Source organism: Protofrankia sp. Cas4, from assembly GCF_963555915.1.
Lineage (GTDB): Bacteria > Actinomycetota > Actinomycetes > Frankiales > Frankiaceae > Protofrankia.
On record NZ_CAUVXL010000262.1, the window covers coordinates 21,836 to 38,065 of the forward strand.

Annotated in this window: 12 protein-coding genes and 1 tRNA gene; 9 read left to right on the forward strand and 4 right to left on the reverse strand. The window is 67.6% G+C overall.

Annotation, left to right across the window (positions count from 1 at the left end):
* Positions 1–5: 5 nt before the first annotated feature.
* The 4 genes from U9979_RS23655 (at position 6) to U9979_RS23670 (ending at position 3,796) form a co-directional block, all read left to right on the forward strand.
* Positions 6–896, forward strand: a complete 891-nt coding sequence (locus U9979_RS23655; protein ID WP_322781017.1) for an A/G-specific adenine glycosylase — start codon at positions 6–8, stop codon at positions 894–896.
* A 305-nt stretch (positions 897–1,201) separates the two neighbouring features.
* The gene (locus U9979_RS23660; protein ID WP_322752947.1) at positions 1,202–1,471 is read left to right on the forward strand and encodes a hypothetical protein; all 270 of its coding nucleotides are present in this window, start codon (positions 1,202–1,204) and stop codon (positions 1,469–1,471) included.
* Positions 1,472–1,563: 92 nt separating this feature from the next.
* Entirely contained in the window at positions 1,564–2,967 is a 1,404-nt protein-coding gene (gene proS / locus U9979_RS23665) for a proline--tRNA ligase (RefSeq protein ID WP_322747679.1), read from the forward strand.
* Between the two features lie 196 nt (positions 2,968–3,163).
* Entirely contained in the window at positions 3,164–3,796 is a 633-nt protein-coding gene (locus U9979_RS23670) for a DUF3618 domain-containing protein (protein ID WP_322781018.1), read from the forward strand.
* 21 nt (positions 3,797–3,817) lie between these two features.
* On the opposite strand, the gene U9979_RS23675 is transcribed toward U9979_RS23670, so the two are convergent.
* Entirely contained in the window at positions 3,818–5,344 is a 1,527-nt protein-coding gene (locus tag U9979_RS23675; protein WP_322781019.1) for a GGDEF domain-containing protein, read from the reverse strand.
* Positions 5,345–6,612: 1,268 nt separating this feature from the next.
* Between U9979_RS23675 and U9979_RS23680 the strand changes: the two genes are divergently transcribed.
* The 4 genes from U9979_RS23680 (at position 6,613) to U9979_RS23695 (ending at position 11,593) form a co-directional block, all read left to right on the forward strand.
* Positions 6,613–8,886, forward strand: coding sequence for a serine/threonine-protein kinase (locus tag U9979_RS23680; RefSeq protein ID WP_322781020.1), 2,274 nt, complete (start codon positions 6,613–6,615; stop codon positions 8,884–8,886).
* Between the two features lie 166 nt (positions 8,887–9,052).
* A complete protein-coding gene (locus tag U9979_RS23685; protein ID WP_322781021.1) occupies positions 9,053–9,811 on the forward strand; it encodes an HD domain-containing protein in 759 nt (252 codons plus the stop codon).
* A complete protein-coding gene (locus U9979_RS23690) occupies positions 9,808–10,434 on the forward strand; it encodes a potassium channel family protein (RefSeq protein ID WP_322781022.1) in 627 nt (208 codons plus the stop codon). The genes U9979_RS23685 and U9979_RS23690 overlap by 4 nt, the downstream gene beginning before the upstream one ends.
* A gap of 202 nt (positions 10,435–10,636) precedes the next feature.
* Complete coding sequence (locus U9979_RS23695) at positions 10,637–11,593, forward strand: TQO small subunit DoxD (RefSeq protein WP_322768113.1); 957 nt, start codon at positions 10,637–10,639, stop codon at positions 11,591–11,593.
* Between the two features lie 246 nt (positions 11,594–11,839).
* On the opposite strand, the gene U9979_RS23700 is transcribed toward U9979_RS23695, so the two are convergent.
* Together U9979_RS23700 and U9979_RS23705 are read right to left on the reverse strand one after the other, a co-directional pair.
* Positions 11,840–11,916 (reverse strand) — tRNA-Pro (locus tag U9979_RS23700).
* Between the two features lie 67 nt (positions 11,917–11,983).
* On the reverse strand, positions 11,984–12,925 hold the full coding sequence (locus U9979_RS23705; RefSeq protein ID WP_322781023.1) for a metallophosphoesterase: 942 nt from the start codon (positions 12,923–12,925) through the stop codon (positions 11,984–11,986).
* Positions 12,926–13,053: 128 nt separating this feature from the next.
* Here U9979_RS23705 and U9979_RS23710 point away from each other — a divergent pair, with 128 nt between their 5' ends.
* Complete coding sequence (locus tag U9979_RS23710) at positions 13,054–13,509, forward strand: GatB/YqeY domain-containing protein (protein ID WP_322781024.1); 456 nt, start codon at positions 13,054–13,056, stop codon at positions 13,507–13,509.
* A gap of 74 nt (positions 13,510–13,583) precedes the next feature.
* Here the strand turns inward: U9979_RS23710 and U9979_RS23715 are convergent, their stop codons facing one another.
* Positions 13,584–16,070, reverse strand: coding sequence for a penicillin-binding protein (locus U9979_RS23715; protein ID WP_322781025.1), 2,487 nt, complete (start codon positions 16,068–16,070; stop codon positions 13,584–13,586).
* Positions 16,071–16,230: the final 160 nt, after the last annotated feature.

The window sequence follows — 16,230 nt, forward strand, 5'->3', positions numbered from 1 at the left end:
ACCGCATGGGTGAACCGCACGCGCTCGCCGACGCCGTCCTCGACTGGTACGAGGTCTGCGCCCGGGATCTCCCGTGGCGAGACCCGCGGGTGAGCCCGTGGGCGGTGCTCGTCAGCGAGATCATGCTGCAGCAGACGCCGGTCAACCGGGTTCTGCCCGTGTGGCACGAATGGACCGACCGCTGGCCCACCCCGGCCATGCTTGCCGCCGAGCCGGCCGGCGAGGCCGTACGGATGTGGGGGCGCCTTGGCTACCCAAGGCGGGCGCTGCGGCTGCACCAGACCGCAGTCGCGGTCACGCAACGCCACGGCGGAGCAATCCCCGGGGATGTGGACGAACTGCTGCGGCTACCGGGAGTCGGCACCTATACAGCCCGCGCCGTCGCAGCGTTCGCCTTTCGGCAGCGCCACGCGGTGATCGACGTCAATGTCCGGCGGTTTGTCAGCCGTGCGATCGATGGCCGCGACGACCAGCGGACGGCGACATCGCGTCGGGATCTGGAACGGGTCGAGTCACTGCTGCCCATGGATCCGCAGACCGCGGCCCGGGTCAGCGCGGCATTCATGGAACTCGGGGCGCTGGTCTGTGTCGCGCGGAGTCCCCACTGCGATGCCTGCCCGGTGACGGAGGATTGTGCGTGGCAGCGGGCGGGCCGCCCGCCCGCTGACGGCCCGCCCCGGCGCCCGCAGGGCTATGCCGGGACCGACCGCCAGGTACGTGGACGCCTGCTCGCGGTCCTGCGCGAGGCACCCGGACCGGTACGCCACGAGCTCCTCGACGCAACGTGGGACGAGCCGGTGCAGCGCGGCCGGGCGCTGGAAGGCCTGCTTGCCGACGGTCTCGCCATGCTGGTCGCGCCGGGTGTCTACGCGCTGCCCGGGCATCGCGCGATCTGACGATCGTCACGCGCGATCATGGACCTGCCAGCCTGCTGACAAAAACCTGAAAGAGCACCTGACAGCCATATACCGCAGGGTGCCAAAAGTGACCCCACATACCCCTGGATCACGCCACCCTCCGAGTATTTGCTATAAAGCAATATCGATGGCGTCATGCATCCGACAACACGACTGTCCGACCGGTGAGAAAAGGAACCAAAGCGACAACGCGGAACACCTGTGCACGACTCGTGGAAGGACCACAAAGTCGGCTGCACGCACATCGATCCGAGTTGCTACGTTCACACCGAGGAGGCCCGAAAATGGACACCGACGGCGACCTTGTACCCGAACCCCGAGGCGTACCCGGCGCGGCACCGACCCCACTCGCCGAGGTGGTGACCGTCCGACACGGCCTGCTGGTCGAGCACGAACTCGTCCTTGCAGCCGGCGCCACCGCGGCCGATCTGACCTCCGCCATGATCGTGGTGCCACCGCGGGCAGCGCTGGTCAACTTCCACGGCGACGTCGACCTGTCGCTGGTCTTTCGCGAAGTACCGGGTGACGATGACAACACGCCAGGCCAGGCCTGACGCCGACCCGAGCTGACCAGGGCGGTGCCCAGGTCGAGGCAGCGGCTGGCCTGGTGCTTCGACCCGGCACCGTCAGGCAATATCGTGGGTGGGTGGCCATACTTACTCCCCGCGGCGAGGACTTCCCCCGCTGGTACCAGGATGTGCTCGCCAAGGCGGAACTCGCCGACAACGGCCCGGTCCGCGGGACCATGGTCATCCGACCGTACGGCTACGCGATCTGGGAACGGATGCAGGCCGACGTGGACGCCCGGATCAAGGCGGCCGGAGCGGTCAACGCCTACTTTCCGTTGCTCATCCCCGAAAGCTACCTCCGCCGGGAGGCCCAGCACGTCGAGGGCTTCAGCCCCGAGCTCGCCGTCGTCACCCACGGCGGCGGCAAGGAGCTGGAAGAGCCCGTAGTGGTCCGGCCGACCAGCGAGACCGTCATCGGCGAGTACATGGCGAAGTGGACGCAGAGCTACCGGGACCTCCCACTGCTGCTCAACCAGTGGGCGAACGTCGTCCGGTGGGAGCTGCGCCCCCGGCTTTTCCTGCGCACGAGCGAGTTCCTCTGGCAGGAGGGGCACACCGCGCATGTCGACGAGGCGGACGCGGCCGCGTACGCCCGGCGCATCCACCTCGAGGTCTATCTGGACTTCATGACCTCGGTGCTCGCCCTGCCCGTGTTCATCGGCCGGAAGACCGCCAAGGAGCGGTTCGCCGGCGCCACCAACACCCTGACCCTCGAGGCGATGATGGGTGACGGCAAGGCGCTGCAGATGGCGACCAGCCACGAGCTCGGCCAGAACTTCGCCCGCGCGTTCGACATCGGCTTCCTGGGCGCCGACCGTGCGCAGCACCTGGCGTGGACGACGTCATGGGGCTCCTCAACCCGCATGGTCGGCGGTCTGATCATGGCTCACGGGGACGACAACGGGCTGCGGATCCCCCCGCGGCTCGCGCCGACGCAGGTGCTCGTGCTGCCCGTCAAGGACGACCCTGCGCTCACCGAACGCGTTTCCCTGCTCGCCGACGGATTGCGGGCAGCCGGGCTGCGTTGTGGCGTGGACGCACGCCCTGGCCTGTCGTTCGGCCGGCGGGTCACCGACGCCGAGCTGAAGGGCATCCCGGTACGCGTGGAGCTCGGCCCGCGCGATCTCGCGGCCGGTGCTGTCACGCTCGCCCGCCGCGATACATCCGAGAAGATCGTCGTTCCACTCGACGATGTGATGACCAGGGTGCCGACGCTGTTGGACGAGATCCAGAACGCCATGTACGAAGCGGCGCTGGCGACCCGGGACGCTCGTACCCGCGACGTCACGACCGTCGACGAGGCGATCGAGGCGGCATCGGAAGGCTTCGCCCGCCTGCCATGGGCGGCCGTCGGTCCCGGCGGTGAGACGCGACTCGCCCAGGAGTCACTGACCGTGCGCTGCATCCAGCGGCCGGACGGCACCATTCCCGACCGCGACGACGAACCCGATCTCGTCTGCCTGGTCGCCCGCTCCTACTGATCCACCGACTGATCCACCGAATTGATCAGCTGCGCTGATCCTCCGTGAGCGAACTGCCGGTTAGCCACGCCGTTCCCGGGTAATTCGAAGATCAGGCTTATCACAGGCGAGGGCCGCTCCGATGGGCGTCGATGCGATCGAAGATCTGTCGGACAGGTCGCGACCAGCCTGTGCCCGAAGATGCGGGAGGACGCTCGTGGCCGAGAATCCGGATTCGATCAAGACTGAGATTGACACAACCAGAACACGGCTCGCCGACGAGCTCGCCGCCCTGTCGGAGAAGGTACGCCCCGCGAAGGTCGCGGGGCGTACCGCCGAAGATGCCAGGATCGTCGCCGCCCACACGTGGGAGCGGGTGGCCACCGGCGCGGCAGGCGCTCGGGTGCGCCTGGCCGGGGCGGCCGAGGACCTTGGCCCCAGGGCATCGGCAACCGCCCACAAGGCGTCGGCCACCGCTCACCGGGCGAAGGACACCGCGGGCCGGACCGTACACCGGGTCGGGCAGAATCCTCAGGTCGCTGGAACCGCCCAGCATGCCAGGGCCGCCGCCAGCCAGGCTGCGACAAAAGTCGGCCACAATCCGCACGTGACCGCGACCGCCGAGAAGATGCGGGAATCCACCGAGCACACGGCGCGGACCGTGGCGACCGTGCGCCAGCGGGCCGACGACAACCCCCGCGCGACCCGTGCCGTCGTGGCAGCCGGCGTGGCGGGCATCGCGGTGACAGCCGCGCTGGTCGTCGTCTCCCGCAGAAGGTGCCGCGCCCAGCGATCACGCCCAGTGATCGCGCCCAGCGACACGGCGCTACGACAGCAGCATCACAGCTGACGACGGTAGCAGCTCGTGAGGTTACCAACTCAGACCGGTAGCCTCACGGGCTCCGTCAGCAGCTGCCGTACCGGTAGGCGGGATCTCGGCGATCACCACTCGGTCCCGCCCACCTGCCTTCGCGGCGTACAGTGCGCGATCCGCCATGGCTACCAGCTCGGCCTGATTCGAGACGTGGGTCGGGAAGGCACAGGCTCCCACCGACACGGTGGCGAAGATCATGGTGTCGACGTCCACGGCGATCGGGCTTTCCGCCACCCGGGCACGCAGCCGTTCGGCGAGCGCGCTCAGCTCGCTCAGGTCCACGTTGGACGCCAGAAGCGCGAACTCCTCGCCACCGTGGCGGGCAAGGACGTCGCCTGGTCGGGTCGCTGCGCGCAGCCGGGCGCCGATCTCGGCCAGGACCCGGTCGCCCGTGGGATGACCATGCTCATCATTGATCGACTTGAAGTGGTCGACATCAATGATGACCAGGCCCAGCGAACCTCCGCCACGACGCACCCGGGCGACCTCCACGGGCATCGCCGCCTCCAGGAAACGACGGGAGTAAAGACCGGTCAGCGAATCGATCATCGCTAGCCGGCGCTGGTCGGAGACGAGCACCGCCATTCGAGCGATCGTCAGCAGGAACATCAGTGCGCACGCCATGGCCATGACCGGAATGTCATGCGTGATCCCACGGGAATATTCGATCATCATCGTCACCGGTGCAGCCAGCGCGGCCGCCAGCAGCGCGGCCAACCGAACACCCCCGAGGTCCTGCTCCGCCGCGGGCGCGGGCACGGCCAACCGGACCATCGTCGGATGAAGTGCCGCCGCACCCAGGGTCACGTTGGCGGCAAGCCACATCCCATCCAGGAAGTTTCCCGCCCGGTAAGTACCAGCGAGCTGCTCCAGTCCGTAGACGGTGTCCGCAACGGTGATCAGGCCAAGATTGCCCATAAGCAGGAAGCATGCCGGCGGCCGGCGGCCGGGCCCGAGAAACAGCCTCAGTCCGACCGCGAGCAGGGCAATATCCATTATTGGATATCCGACCAGGGTCGTAGCCTCGATCAGCCGGCCGGATCCACCGCGAACATAGGGCCCGATCAGGTACAGCCACGACAGCATGAGAGCGGCGACGGCCAGCGTACCGGCCTCCAGCAGGCCGGGCAGGTCACGCCCGGGAGTGCGATAGCGAATGAAAAGGACGAGACCGGCCAGTGCCAGCGGGTAGCGGGCCAGACCGAAAACGATGGAAAGGACGGGGACGTCCATGACACCAACGATGTCTCTCAGGTCGACTCCGACAACCTGGTGGGGCGAAAAAATGGCTGTTCCAGCGATCACGTACATAATCTGGCTGGCGGCCAGCAACAGCCAGGGCAGCCGCGGTGTGGGCCGGAACCAGCCGACGCCGACGAACACCGCCACCGCCGTACAGACGCTGACCAGAAAGTAGCTCACAACGCGCACCGCACGTCCGCCACCATGTGGCGGCACCAGATGGTAACCGACAATCAGACAGAACCCGAGTACCAGGTAAAGCAGCCATGACCGGCTTGCCACCAGCCGTCTAAATCCTTTTCCCGACCTCATCAGATCGTCCCGTTTTAGCCAGTCTCTCCATGCCGTGGAAGGCGCGGAAGGCGCGGAAAAAACCATTGGTGCGCCGTCTCCAGGAAGTCGGGTGGTACCCGGGACCAGTCGGTCCGCACGGTTCGGCTAGGTGTCGGAGTTCGTGTCATCTGGGCAGTGACCTTCGCGGCGATTCGGCCGTCTCCGGCCCGTCCCGGAGCGCGGAAGAATCATTCCGGGGACTCGACGCGCAGGCTCTGCCGCAATGGCGATAAAACGCGTTTATCACTGGACAACCGGTTCTCCCGAATATAGCCAGGTTTCCTGTGAACGTCCCGTGAGGGTCGACCCCACCATTTGATGATCTTCTGTGGCCGCCTCCGAACCGGGCCATCCCGTCCTCGCCACGATGCGTAACGGAAATCGGCTCTTCCTCATGTGTCCAGCACCCCCTTTGCCGACCGGCAGCCTGTCCCTGGTCGGCAGGCCCCCCGCCGACCAGGGACAACGGCCAGCACCGGCAAAGCGGTACGTGACCGACATCCCTTGTATCGAGTTGTACATCCATCTTCGGTCCCAGTGAAACAGTATGGGGGGGTGGTTTCCGCAATCGACATATGGGGCCGTATCCGCGCAACGGTCGCCGAGCGCGACCATGAGATCAGGGCGCTGCGCGCCGCTCTCGGCCCGCCATGGACACGGCGGTGGCACCGGCGACCGCCCTGGCCGCACAACCGCCACGACTGGACGAACATCGCCTGGGAACTCGGCATCCGGCGCAAAAGGACGGTCGGCAACCTCGTCCTGGACACCGACGGCAGCTCGGATGCGACCTGCGCGACACACCGGAGCCACCGCCTCCGACAAAGTGATCAGAAACACCACCGGCAACTGACAAGCCGCGAAGCCGATCCACAGCGGGCTCGTGCGCGAACTATCTTCCAGGGTTCCGATCCCGAAAACGGCCTTTTTGATCTACAAAGTTCGAAAAATCCCATGCGGGGGCTACCACGGCCCCGCCGCCGGTCCCCTGGTGCCATCTGACGCTCAATTCGATCACGATCGACCGACGCCTGAACAACCTTTTACCTATACACCTCAACCATCCGGCGACATACGGGTGTGATCGATCATACGTTTGTGTTCTGTGATCGGGTTGTTGCCTGCTCGAGAAAGTTGATGCGCCCACAGTCGCAAACCCCGCCGGGCTCGGTAGCGTGATCCCCGAGTGGGGTGCGAGTCGTAGGAGAGGAGCGGGCGTGCTGGCGCCGCTGACCGACGCTGATCCCCGAAAAGTCGGGAGGTACCGGCTCCAAGGACGACTGGGCGCCGGCGGGATGGGCACCGTCTATCTCGGCTTTGACGAGGATGGCCACCCAATGGCGGTGAAGGTCATCCGCCCGGAGCTGCTCGGTGACGCGGACTTCCGGAAACGGTTCCGCCGCGAAGTCGCGGCGGCGCGCCGGGTCCGCGGGAACTATGTGGCCGAGGTGCGTGACGCCGACGTCGACGCGGAACGCCCGTGGATGGCGACCGAGTACGTCGACGGTGTGAGCCTTGCCACGGCCGTGGCCGAACGCGGCCGGCTCGGCGGCTCCACACTGGTCAACCTCGCCACCGGCCTGGCCGACGCTCTCGTCGCCGTCCACGGGGCCGGGCTTGTGCATCGTGATCTGAAACCGTCGAACATCCTGCTGGCCTGGGATGGCCCGAAGGTCATCGACTTCGGAATCGCCCATGCCGTCGACACAACCGAGCACACCCAGACCGGTCACGTCATCGGGACCGTCGCCTGGATGGCACCGGAGCAGCTGCGCGGCGAACGGGCCGGGCCCGCCGCCGACATCTTTTCCTGGGGTATGTGCGTCGTGTTCGCCGCGACCGGGCGCCACCCCTTCGCGGCGGACACACCCACCGCCTCCGCGCTTCGCATGCTGCGGGAAGAACCCGACCTCAGCGGCATTCCCGATGGCCTGGCACCGTTGACACGACGTGCACTCAACAGAGATCCGGGCCGGCGACCCACCGCCGTCGAACTGGTCACCGGTGTGGTCCGCAATTATGTGGACAGCGTCGATCTCGCGGATCAGGTCACCCGGCATGTCCTGATCACGCCGCCACCACCGTCGACGCCACCACCGTCGACGCCCACACCGCTACCGGTGGCGATTCCCGTACCGACGGTTCCGGCGGTAGCTGCCCTACCTGGGACACCGGCCGTGCCTGCGATGTCAGCCGTGCCTGCGATGTCAACCGTGCCACTGGCACCGGAGGTGCCGCCGGCCGATCGCGCGGGGAACCCCACCGCGGCCGACCGGGTAGCCCGCCGAGTGGGCCGCCGAGTGGGCCGAGGGGCCGCCACGCACAGTCCACCTGGCGCCGGGACCGCCGCGGCCGGCCGCGCCACCACTCCCGCGCGCCGTTGGCAGCTGGCGCTGGTCACCGTTGCCGCGGGGATCGCGCTGGGTATCAGCGCCGGACTGGTGGTCGCCGTGGCACTGCGAGTCGCTCCCGGTACCAGCACGGGCGCCAGTGGCGCCATCCCGGCGCCCGCGGGCAAGCCCGTCCCGAGCGGCGGCATGATCCCTCCAACCGTTGCGGGGTTGTGGACGTCCAGCCGGCCGATGGACTCCGCCAGACCACCGGTGAACGCGCCGTCGGTAGCCGGCGAGGGCATGTCATCGATGCAACCGGCGGGCGTCCCGTCACCGCCGGCCGCCGAGCCGGTGGCACCTGCGCCCAACGCGGCGAACGTGCCCAACGCTGCGAACATCGACAGGACGTCGCCGCGGCAGCCGGCCACGTCGATCCAGCCGGAGCCCACGCAGGCGCCCGCACCAGCCCCGGCCACCACGAGCCCGGCGCAGTCACCGCCCAGGCCATCGCCGACCCCACCCGAGGCGACCCAGACGAGCGCACCGCCGCCGGTGGCCACCACCCCGGCACAGCCGCCACCCACCACCGCATCCAGCGCACCAACAACCTCAGCACCCAGATCTCCGTCCGCCACGACGTCAAAGCCTGCGGCGACAACGATGCAACCGGTATCCACGCAGTCGGTGCCACCGTCAGCGACTGGCTCGAACGTCACGCGATCCGCCGAGCCACGGCCACGGCCACGGCGGATCGCGCCCTTAGCGCCGTCCCCACGGCGGACCGGAACCCACCACGGCGTCAAAATCGCAAAAGATACGATCGGGACCCGGGATGTCAGGAACGGCATCACGCGCTGCCCACCTCGCGGTCAGCCGCCTTCCGGTCGTGACACCGAGTGGCTGCTGCGCATCCTGGAGATCGAAATGCCGCGCGGCGCCGGCTGGAGGAGCGACGTCCACAGGCCGGCCGTTCAGATGTCGACCGTTCAGATGCGGTCCGTTCTCATGTGCGCCGCAACCGCCCGATTCTCCGAGTTTCTCCAAGCCACCGGGACCGCGGCGGGAGCGGGCACGACCGGTTGTCACTCGCAAATCGGAAGATATTGGAATGAACGAGTCATAACATCTGCAGGTAGCTGTACCGACTTCTCGATATGATCTTCTCTGCCGGGACCGACGCGGCCAGAATGAGCCGGCCTGTTGGGTGATGGGACGAGCCTGGACGGGCATACCGCTCCCAGGCCCGGCAGCTTGCCGTTGCCCAGAATCCAGCACCCAGGCTGCGGCCTGGGCGCCGCCGTGATCCCCGGACACGGAGGACCCTGTGACCGAGTCCAGCACCGATCTCACCGGCAACGGCCACCGGCACGGCAGCTCCATCTCGTCGCCACCGCACCGGTCCGACGCGACGATCGCCACCGCCCGGACGATCGCCTACCTGCTCCTGGCACCGCTGCCGGCCCGCTGGGCACACTCTGCGACGGTGGCTGCCCAGGCAGACGAGATCGCGTCCACTGTCGCGTCGTCCGACCGGGGCCTGCTCGTCTCCGCGGCCTGGCTGCACGACATCGGCTACTCCCCACTGCTGATCGATTCGGGCTTTCATCCACTTGACGGCGCGCTCCACCTCATCCGGGCCGGCGCACCGATGCGGCTTGCCGCGCTGGTCGCGCATCACTCCGAAGCACGGCTGCTCGCGCAACCACGCGGGCTGCTCGACGCTCTCGATGAGTTTCCACGGGAGGACGGATCTGTCACGGACGCGCTCGCCTACGCGGACATGACCGCGGGACCAACCGGTGAGATCATGTCTGTGGCACGACGCTTCGCCGACATCCGCGAACGGCACGCCGATGAACCTCCGGACCTGTTCGCCGCGCGGCGCCGGCGAGAGCCACAGCTCCTCGCCGCGACGGCACGCGCCGCGCGGCGCCTGCGAGGCTGCGGACCGCAAACGTACGTCCCCGAGTCGGCCCGGGACCTGACGTACGCCGGTTCGGCTGCGATCCATGGCACCACGATCCGTGGCACCACCGGCGATAGCACCACCGGCGATAGCACCACCGGCCGTGCAAACCTGTGATCCCACCGGAGCCACGGGGCACAGGCACGAACGCACGGCACGAGGCTCGGCGGCCGGCGCGACGCCGTCGGATCATCCTGCACTCCACCCTGCGTGCGTTACTGACCACGACAGTGCTGGTCGTGCTCTACTACCTGCTGCCGCTGGACCGCCCGCCCGGCACCAGCGCCGGCGCAGCCGTCCGGGTGGCCGTCGGTCTGGTCGTGTTCACCACTGTGATCAGCATTCAGGTCTGGCAGATCGCCCACGCCCCCTACCCAAGACTGCGTGCCGTGGAGTCCATCGCCGCGTCCCTGCCACTGTTTCTACTGCTCTTCGCAACCACGTACTTCCTGCTCGCCCGGGAACAGGCGGCCGCCTTCACGGAGCCGTTGACCCGTACGGACGCACTGTATTTCACGATCACCGTGTTCAGCACGGTCGGATTCGGCGACATCGCGCCCCGGACCGAGGCGGCCCGAATCATAGCAATGATTCAGATGCTGGGCGACCTCGTCGCCATCGGCGTGATCGCACGAATCTTCGTCAGTGCGATCACAGCCGGGCTCCAGCGCCGATCCACAACGACGACGGAACCCGACAGTGAATCGGTCGACACCGACCCATCCACGATTGACAGGTGACGACCACCACGAGGATGCGCTGACATCACGTCGGAGTCCTTCGCAGTCGTTCAACGGTGTTCGAAGGCGTCCGAAGGCGATTCGCCCGGACGGGTGGTACGGGTCCCCCCGGATCCTCGGGGCACGCGACGCGAGCCATGATCGCATACCCTGCGGCCCTGCGGATGGGCACCACGGGTAGCCTGCACCGACCGTGAAGAGCATGGACAACGCCACGAACGCGGGCGGCAACCGGCGGAGCCGACTCACCGAGCCGGGCTGGCTGCTGCTGCCGTTGCGGGTGTTTCTCGGCGTCACGTTCACCTTCGCCGGACTGCAGAAACTCGCCGACCCCGCCTACCTCGACCCGGCATCGCCGACGTCGGTCCATCGACAGATCGGGTCCTTCGTCCATTCCAGCCCGATCGGGGCACTTCTCGGCCTGGCCCAGCCGTATCCGGACACCGTCGGAATCCTGATCGCAATAGGCGAGGTCGCCGTTGGCATCGGGACCCTCATCGGCCTGTGGGCCCGGCTCGCCGCCGTCGCGGGCACCGTCTTCTCCCTGATATTCCTGCTCACGGTCAGCTGGCATACGCGGCCGTACTACTACGGCTCGGACATCGTCTTCGGCGTCATGTGGTTGCCGTTCACCGCGGTGGGCAGCGCCGGGGTGCTGTCGGTGGACGCCTGGCTCATCCAGGTGCGCGGTCACGACGCTCGGCGCCGCGCGCTGCTGCGTCAGGGTGCGGTGACCGGCCTCGCAGCGCTGGGCGCTCTGGGCACCGCTGGCCTGACCGCCTGGCTAGGCCGGGCGATCGGTGGGCGTACAGTTTCCCATCCAACGGTAGCGGCGGCACCCGACGACAACGTCGGCGGCACAGTTGTCGCGCGGACGGACGAGATCGATCAGGGATCGGCGAAGAGCTTCACCAACCCCCGTTCCGGGGAACCGGCCTGGCTCGTCCACCTACCGGCAGGTGGATTCGCCGCGTTTTCGGCCGTGTGCACCCATGCCGGATGTGCCGTGAGCTTCCAAACCTCTGACCAGCAGTTCGCCTGCCCCTGCCACGGCGCGTTCTACTCGGCCTCGAGCGGGGCGGTCCTCGGTGGCCCGGCGCCGTTCCCGCTGACCCGCCTGCCGCTGCGCCTCGACGGCGACAACGTCGTCGTCGACTGATCTCGAAAGTCATCCGCGTGGGATGTCAGCCCGGTCGGTTAGTCGGAGGATGTGAATCTCATGCTGCTGGAACAGCATCAGATTCACATCGTCAGGAGTGCCGCCACGAGGAGCGCTCGCCACGATGGTCATCGATCAAAAAAGGGGCTCAGGCCCTGCTGACTTTTCGCTGACTTGCGAGCCTGAACCGGACCCCGAAAACGAGGAAGACCCTCCACCGGAGGGTCCATAACCTGCGAGAACAGCTGGTCGGGGTGGCGGGATTCGAACCCACGACCTCTTCGTCCCGAACGAAGCGCGCTACCAAGCTGCGCCACACCCCGCGACCATCACGAAGTCTACCTGATCCACCGACGGGCACGGGCAGCGGCGCCGGGCGCCGGGCAGCGCTCAGGCCGCGGCGGTGAGGCTGATCAAAGTAGCCTCAGGTCGGCAGGCGAAGCGAATCGGCGCGAACGGCGAGGTCCCCAGGCCAGCGGACACGTGCAGCCACGACGTCCGCCCGCCCGCCTCGTACCGGGAGAGTCCGCGCACACGGGCCCGGTCGATGCCGCAGTTGGTCACCAGCGCCCCGGCGAACGGCACCCGGATCTGGCCGCCGTGGGTGTGGCCCGAGAGGGTCAGCGCCACCCCGTCGGCGGTGTAGGCGTCCAGAACCCGCGGCTCCGGAGTGTGTGACAGCCCCAGCCGCAGATCGACATCGGCGTCGTCCCGGGCACCGAGCACCGAAGGCACATCGTCCCTGCACAACCTGGCGTCGTCGACGCCACGGACGTCGATCCGCCGTCCGGCGACGCGCATCACAGTCCGGTAGTTGGTGAGGTCGATCCATCCGCTGTCGGCCGCCAGGGTCTTGGCGAACGCCGCCCAGTTCAGCGGAGGCCCCTTCGGCATGGTGTCGTCCTTCGACGAAAAGTAGTGATGCGGGCTCTTCAGCGTCGGCACGAAATAATCGTTGTTCCCCGGTACGAACACACCGGGAAAGCCGAACATCGAGGACAGTGCCGCCAGGGTCGGCTCCGCTGAATCCGGATGCGACAGCACGTCACCGGTCAGGGCCACGAGATCGGGCATCAGCCGGGCCAGGTCCGAGATCCACGCAAGTTTTCCGCGCTGCTTGGGGGTGATATGCAGGTCGGAGATGTGCAAAATGCGCAACGGGCCGGCCCCGTCAGCAAGCGCCGGCACCACCAGACGGCGCAGCGTGTAGGCAGTCCGCTCATAGCCTGCGGCGTAGGCAAGGGTCACCGCACCTGCTACGCCAAGCCCGGTGGCCGCACGCCCGGCGGCCCTTCGCAGCGTCCCCGAGGAGAACCGTCGCACACTCGTCATTGGACCAGTGTGGCCCAGGTTCCGCCCATTGCAGGCGTTCTCCGCGCCGCGCCACGCGGGCAGACGGCCACGGGCAGCCTGACGATCGTGAACACCAGGGCGCCCGGGAGGCGTTAGGGTCAGGTCGCGTGAGCGAACTCAAGGATCGCCTGCGGGCGGATCTCACCACGTCGATGAAGGCCCGGGACGCGCTGCGTACCTCCACCCTACGGATGGCCATGGCCGCGGTGAAGGACGAGGAGGTAGCCGGTAGCAGGGCACGGGAGCTGTCCGACGCCGACGTTGCGAAGGTGCTCACCCGCGAGGTCCGCAAGCGGCGCGAAGCCGCGGACGCGTTCGCCGCAGCCGGGCGTGCGGCCCAGGCCGAACAGGAGCGGAACGAGGGCGAGATCCTCGCCGGCTACCTTCCCCAGCAGTTGAGCGACGACGAGCTCACTCTGATCATCGAGAGAGTGTTCGCCGCGCAGGACCTCTCCGGTCAGCAGGCGATGGGTGCCGCGATGAAGGCTGTGCAGTCCGAGGTGGCCGGGCGAGCGGACGGATCCCGGGTGTCCGCCCTGGTCCGTGCCCGGCTGACCTCCTGACACGATCGGGCCACACCTCAGTTCCCGCTGAACACCTCGGTCCCCGCTGAACACCTCGGTCCCCGCTGAACACCTCAGTTCCCGCTGAACACGTCGAAGAGGCTCTTGCCTCGCCTGCGCGTCGGGCTCGGAGTCACCGTCGCGGGCTGTTGAGTGGGCACCGTCGCCGCGCCCGGCGACAGGGTTGAGGTTGCGCCGCCGTCCGATCGGGGCTGGGAGTCAGGACCCTGCGAGACCATCAGCACCACGTTCGAGCCAGCCTCGACATCCTGGCCGCCCGACGGATTCATCGCCAGCACCGTACCCGCCGCCGCCGGGTTGTCGACCTGCTGGACCGTCACCCGGAAACCCTGCGCGGTCAACAGCACCCGCGCCAGAAGAACGTTCTGACCGACGACATCGGGCAGCATCTCCTTGGGTGGATTGGGTTCGCTGTCGTCGGGAGCGGGCATGGCCGCGACCGGCAGGTTGAGCCCGTCGATCGTGCCGCGCATGGTTCTCGCCCACGCCGCGGCGGGCAGGTCACCGCCGTAGACCTGGTTGAGGCCCTGCACGTTGCGCAGCGGGTAGGTCGTGGGCGACCGGGGGTCCGCGAGGGTCACCGCGACGGAGAGCTGCGGGATGTAGCCGGCGAACGACGCGGTACTGAAGCCCTGCGCCGTCCCGGTCTTGCCGGCCGCAGGTCTGCCGATCTGCGCGTTTTTCGCCCCGGTCCCGTGCAGGATGACCCCCTCCAGTACCGAGGTGACTTTGTCCGCAACGTCCGGCGCGAGCACCTGGCGGCACGCCTGGGGCGTCGTGTAGGTGACCGGCCGCTCCGTACCTCCGACCCGCTGAGTAATCGATTCAAACGGTTGTGGATCGCAGCGGACGCCACGAGCTGCGAGCGTGGCGTAGGCGGTCGCCAGGTCCATCGTGGAGATCTCGTTCGAACCGAGAACCGCCGAACCGTCGCGCGATCCGATACCGCCGGCCGGGCAGCTCTGCCTGACAGTCGGCACCTGATCCTGCACCCGGCACGACGTCACACCGAGCCTGCGCGCCATCTCGGCGGTGTTCTGGATGCCGACATTCTCCGCGAGCTGGATGTAGTAGGTGTTCACCGAATGCCAGGTTGCCGTCGTCATCGAGTACAGACCGGCCTCGGTGGGGTCGGCGTTGCCGAAGCAGTCCGCGGGGCTCGCCCGCGTGCTCCCCTCTGCCCGAGGATTGTTGAAGATATTCGAGTGATAGCACACCGGCGAGTAATACGTCGTGCCCAGCGGCATCCCCTTCTCAATGGCCGCCGCCAGGGTGAAGACCTTGAAGGTCGACCCCGGTGAGAACGAGGTCTCCTCGAGCGGAATGATCTGCTTTGTGTGGGTGAAGTCGGTGGTCCGATCCGGCGCCAGCCCGTCCGAGGACGGTCCGTAGATCCGGTTGACGGCCAGCGCCAGCACTTTTCCGGTACCAGGCTGGATCATCGCCACACCCGCGGCGACCCGGTTACCCGGCGGCAGAACCCCGGTCACGGCGTTCTGCGCAGCGGCCTGGGCAACCGGATTGAGCGTGGTACGGATCGTCAGACCGCCTTCGAACAGCAACCGCTCACGGTCCGCCCGGGTCGCGCCGAACCGGTCATCCGCGAGCAGGGTGCGCCGGACATAGGCACAGAAGAACGGAACCGACGACAGCTGGCAGGGGTCTACCGCCTGGGGCGGGCGGTTCAGCTTCAAGGGCATTGCCCGGGTTTCGCTCAGTTGGCCGTCGCTGAGATGGCCGAGTTCGTGCATACGATCCAGGACGATGTCACGGCGGACGGTCGCAGCCTGCGGATGCAGCACCGGATTGTAGGCCGTGGGATTCTTCACCAGGCCGGCCAGCACTGCCGCCTGCGGGAGGGTGAGCTGACTCACGTCCACGTTGAAGTAATGTTTCGCCGCGGTCTGCACACCGTAGGCGCCGTCCCCGAAGTACGCAATGTTCAGATACCGTTCGAGAATCTGATCCTTGTTCAGGTGGTCCTCGAGGTACAACGCGTAACGCGCTTCACGAAGCTTTCGCTTGACCGTTTGTTCGGTCGCAGCCTCTTTCGTCTCCCTGGTGGTCGCGGCCTGGAGCAGGACGTTCTTCACGTACTGCTGCGTAAGAGTGGAGCCACCCTGCGTGACCGAACCGGATTCCTGGTTGGTTACATAGGCCCGGATCAATCCCTTGTAATCAAGGCCGGTGTGTTCGTAGAAACGGGAGTCCTCAATGTCGATGATTGCCTGACGCATCACCATCGGCACCTGGTCAAGTGCCACGATCTCCCGGTCCTGCTCACCCCGCAGGTACCCGATCACATTTCCCTGGGAATCCAGCATGCGGGAGGCCTGGGGCAACGGCGGAACGGTGAGATTCGCCGGCAGCTCCAGGAACGAGTCGGCCCCGCCCTTGGCCGTCAGACCCACCAGAGCCGCGAACGGCACCGCCACGAAGGCAAGCAGGACGCCGGCCAGCCCAGTGATGATCACGAATCGCACGGCCCGGCCGACAGCTGTCCGGACCCGCGACCGAAGCGTCCGGGGCCTCGCCGGCATGCGACCGCCGGCGGGTGCGCCGCGCCTGGCGGTGCCGGAACGACCGGAACCGGCCGGAGGCTCCGGATACCGACGGTGTGACTCCGTCGTCGCTGTCACGTCCGGGAACCTCCAAACGGGCCCCCCTCGCGACCACTCGGCCGCGCAATCGGCACAAGCC

Bases quoted from the DNA above. Each gene is read 5' to 3' on its own strand.
- U9979_RS23695 (WP_322768113.1), top strand. From the start codon at position 10,637: ATGGACAACGCCACGAACGCGGGCGGCAACCGGCGGAGCCGACTCACC.
- U9979_RS23715 (WP_322781025.1), bottom strand. From the start codon at position 16,070: ATGCCGGCGAGGCCCCGGACGCTTCGGTCGCGGGTCCGGACAGCTGTC.
- U9979_RS23705 (WP_322781023.1), bottom strand. From the start codon at position 12,925: ATGACGAGTGTGCGACGGTTCTCCTCGGGGACGCTGCGAAGGGCCGCC.
- U9979_RS23655 (WP_322781017.1), top strand. From the start codon at position 6: ATGGGTGAACCGCACGCGCTCGCCGACGCCGTCCTCGACTGGTACGAG.
- U9979_RS23660 (WP_322752947.1), top strand. From the start codon at position 1,202: ATGGACACCGACGGCGACCTTGTACCCGAACCCCGAGGCGTACCCGGC.